At 65.5% G+C, this 3,170-nt stretch carries 3 protein-coding genes and 1 pseudogene; 3 read left to right on the top strand and 1 reads right to left on the bottom strand.

Features of this window, described 5'->3' with window-relative positions:
- The 3 genes and pseudogenes from AC2VOK_RS00020 to AC2VOK_RS00010 form a co-directional block, all read left to right on the top strand.
- The coding region (locus AC2VOK_RS00020; protein ID WP_428898645.1) for a PPE family protein, SVP subgroup at window positions 1-474 on the top strand (474 nt) is incomplete at its 5' end.
- Between the two features lie 144 nt (window positions 475-618).
- A complete protein-coding gene (locus AC2VOK_RS00015) occupies window positions 619-1,983 on the top strand; it encodes a PPE family protein (protein WP_428898644.1) in 1,365 nt (454 codons plus the stop codon).
- A 97-nt stretch (window positions 1,984-2,080) separates the two neighbouring features.
- Window positions 2,081-2,299: pseudogene (locus tag AC2VOK_RS00010) on the top strand (IS256 family transposase); the annotation flags it as partial.
- Between the two features lie 313 nt (window positions 2,300-2,612).
- Here AC2VOK_RS00010 and AC2VOK_RS00005 read toward each other — a convergent pair.
- Window positions 2,613-2,957 carry a DUF732 domain-containing protein gene (locus AC2VOK_RS00005; RefSeq protein WP_428898643.1) on the bottom strand — a complete coding sequence of 115 codons (345 nt, stop codon included), beginning with the start codon at window positions 2,955-2,957 and terminating at the stop codon, window positions 2,613-2,615.
- Between the last annotated feature and the right edge of the window lie 213 nt (window positions 2,958-3,170).

The raw sequence follows: 3,170 nt of genomic DNA, 5'->3' as shown, positions 1-3,170 counted from the left end.
TACGGAGGTCAGGCGTTCGGCAACGGCACCGCCTCCTGGGCTGATATGGCAAACGCCCTCAGTAACGCCAACAACGGCATCGGTTTGTTGACGTGGGTGGCCGAAAACCCCGCCGGCCTCGCCGAAACGCTCAACCCGCCATTCGTGGGTCCGGCCGCGTTGAGCTTCGGTGGTGCCGCGGCGCGCGCCGCGTCGACAGCCGGGGCCGTCGGGAGCGCGGGTCAGGCCCTCAAGATCGGCGCGTTGTCGGTGCCGACGGGCTGGGCAACGCCCGCCGCGGCGATCACACCGGTGTCCTTCACCCTGCCGGTCAGCAGCGCGAGCGGCATCCCGGCCGCCGCCGGTGGTTTCCCGGGCGGTGCGTTCGGCGAAACCATGCTCGGAACGCTGGCCGGCCGCGGTCTCGGTGGCGCGACGGAGCGCGCCGCCACCCGCCGGCGCAGTGTGGTGTCCAACTCGCCGGCGGCCGGTTGAACCATACCGACCAGGACCGGAGGTGGCGTCGTGCTCCGCTGCCCGCTCGGGTCGCCGTAGAGCTCCCGGACCGAACAACTCGGCCGGCGGCGACTCGCACCTACCTACTACCAACCTGAGCTAGCGAGAAAGTAGGCGAAACGCATGGATTTCGGATCGCTTCCGCCGGAGATCAACTCGGGGCTGATGTACACGGGTCCTGGGGCGGCGCCGCTGCTGGCTGCCGCGGCGACATGGGATGCGCTGGCCACCGAACTGGATCTGACCGCGACCGGTTACGCCTCGGTGGTCTCGGAACTGACGGGCACCGAGTGGACTGGCCCCTCCGCGATGACCATGGCGAGCGCGGTCGCTCCCTATGTGGAGTGGTTGCGGAACGTCTCCGTGCAAGCCGAGCGGACCGCGATGCAGGTCAAAGCGGCCACGACGGCTTTCGAGGCGGCGTTTGCCGCGACCGTGCCGCCCCCGGTGATCGCCGCCAACCGGGCGACGCTGGCCGCGCTGGTCGCCACGAACTTCTTCGGACAGAACACGCCCGCGATCATGGCGACCGAAGCGCACTACGCCGAGATGTGGGCGCAGGATGCCGCGGCGATGTACACCTACGCGGCCGCGTCGTCGTCGGCGAGGGTGCTCACACCGTTCCGCGAACCGCCACTGAGCACCAACGCGGCCGGGATGGACGCGCTGGCCAGCACGATCGCCCATGCTGCCGGCGGCACCACACCCCATGCCCAGACCCTGATCTCGAGCGCTGCGGCCACAGTAAACCCGTCGGGGCTGTTAGCGTTTCTCGATTCCACTGAAGGCGGTCTGACCGTCCAAGCCCTGGGCTGGGTGGATCAGGCGATTGGTGACTCGACAAACGTCCCGTTAGGCTATACCACCGCCTTTTACACCATCGGTACCAACGCCTTCGGCTATTGGCGTGAAGGGATCGTACGCGGCGGGATTGCAGGCTATACCTGGTTCGAGGGGCTGGGCGGGTTCAACAACTTGGCCGGTGCCGGTGGTTATCTCGGCGATCTGGGTAAAACTGCGTTGCTCGGGCCGAACGTGGTCGGCTTACCGACCGCGGACATGCCACAGGCTTATGGGATCGGCGCGTTGTCGGTGCCGCCGAGCTGGGGCGCGGCCGCTGCCGGTGCCAAACCGGTAGCAGTGTCGCTGGCCGCCGCCAACGCCGGCGCCGCCCCGGTGGCCGCCGCCGAACTACCACCCGGAATGGCGATGCAAGAGGCGATGGTGGGCACGGTGTCGGGGGGTGGCGCGGCGTCCGCTGCGACTGATAGCCGCGGCGACGGCCGAGGCGGCAGGAACCGCCGGGGCAAAGACGACAAGGAAAAAGAAGGCGAGCGGCCGGCTGCCGCCCTGATCATGTCCAGCGGCTGGCTGGCGTCGACACTGGCATACAACAACCGCAGACGGGTGGAATCGGCATCGGCGTCACTACCGCTGCCGCCGGACTGGCAGGAGGAATTGGCCGCCAACGAGTTCGCATGGGGTTAGCGAATAGGATACGGGGCCGCATTGTAAAGCCGGTGCAAAACCGGTAACTCATAGGTTCTGATTCGAAACCCGCCAATTCATCAAAGACCAGCGATACATGCTCGCGCTTGCACGAGCATTAGCGACCGATCGTGTCCGCGCCAAGATCGACGAGCTTTTCGTGTCGGATCGCGAGTTGCCCGAGATTCTGCCGGAAGTTGCCCATCTTGGCGCTAGGTTGCTGATGCAGGCTGCGCCGGAAACTGAAATAACCGATTTGCTCGGCCGCGATCGTTATCACCGTGCCGGCGCGGCGCCGAATTCGCAGTCTGGCACCGCGCACTCCTTGTCGCTGTGGGCGGTGCGGCCATCAGAGCCCACTTGCCGAACAAGCCAGGCTGGTCGCACCACTGCGTCATCGGCAGCACAGTCACCGCCGACCGCCACCGCGATCGCCGGGTCCAACGCGGCCTTGCCCCGGTTCATATGCCTCGCCGCCAGCCCGTCGGGAAACCGACGCCCCCGAAGCAGATTTAGCAAATCCCAGGCAACGCAGCACCTAGCTCAACAGCAGCCCGCCCACCGGTGAGACCAACGACTCGCGACCGGAGGTCGACGACGTCACCGGCCAGTTCATGAAAGTCATGAGGCTAGCCGCCACCGCCTCCACCCATCGGCGGCAGGGGGCAATAGGCACCCCGGGCGAGGTTCACGAACTGAACGGCCTGAATCGGCGAGAGCTTGGGGTTTTCGTCTAACACCATTTGTGCGGTTTGTTGTTCGCTGTGCCGTCCCGCGATGATGTAGGAACAGACAGCTTTGCCGCTGGATATCGCCTGGCTTGAGTTCGGGTATTCAATCCCCTCTGCATTGAGCGCCTCGATAAATGCGTCATCATTGCCGTCAGCGTGGGCGACGCCGAAGGCGCCGAATGCGGCTGTCGTACCGGTGATGGCCAAAAGCAGCAGCTTAGTAGCGCGCATGATGTATCCCACCTCAAAATTCGAAAGAGATCCGAGAGAAAGCATACGGCACGATCGGCTAGGTGGGCTCGTCTGACTGCGGCGGCTGCGACACGGTCGCCATGCAGCCGACGGTGCTGCTGGGTGTCGATCGATCTCGTCGCTAAGGCGATCTTTCTACGATGCGCAGCCCGAGCGAAAACAGCAGCCGCACTTCGGGATCTGACAATGAGACCACCTTCAGCT

It is taken from the genome of Mycobacterium sp. TH-M116 (assembly GCF_057473685.1).
The sequence above is the reverse complement of the archived record's forward strand: the minus strand, read 5'-3'. Positions and strand labels throughout refer to the sequence as shown.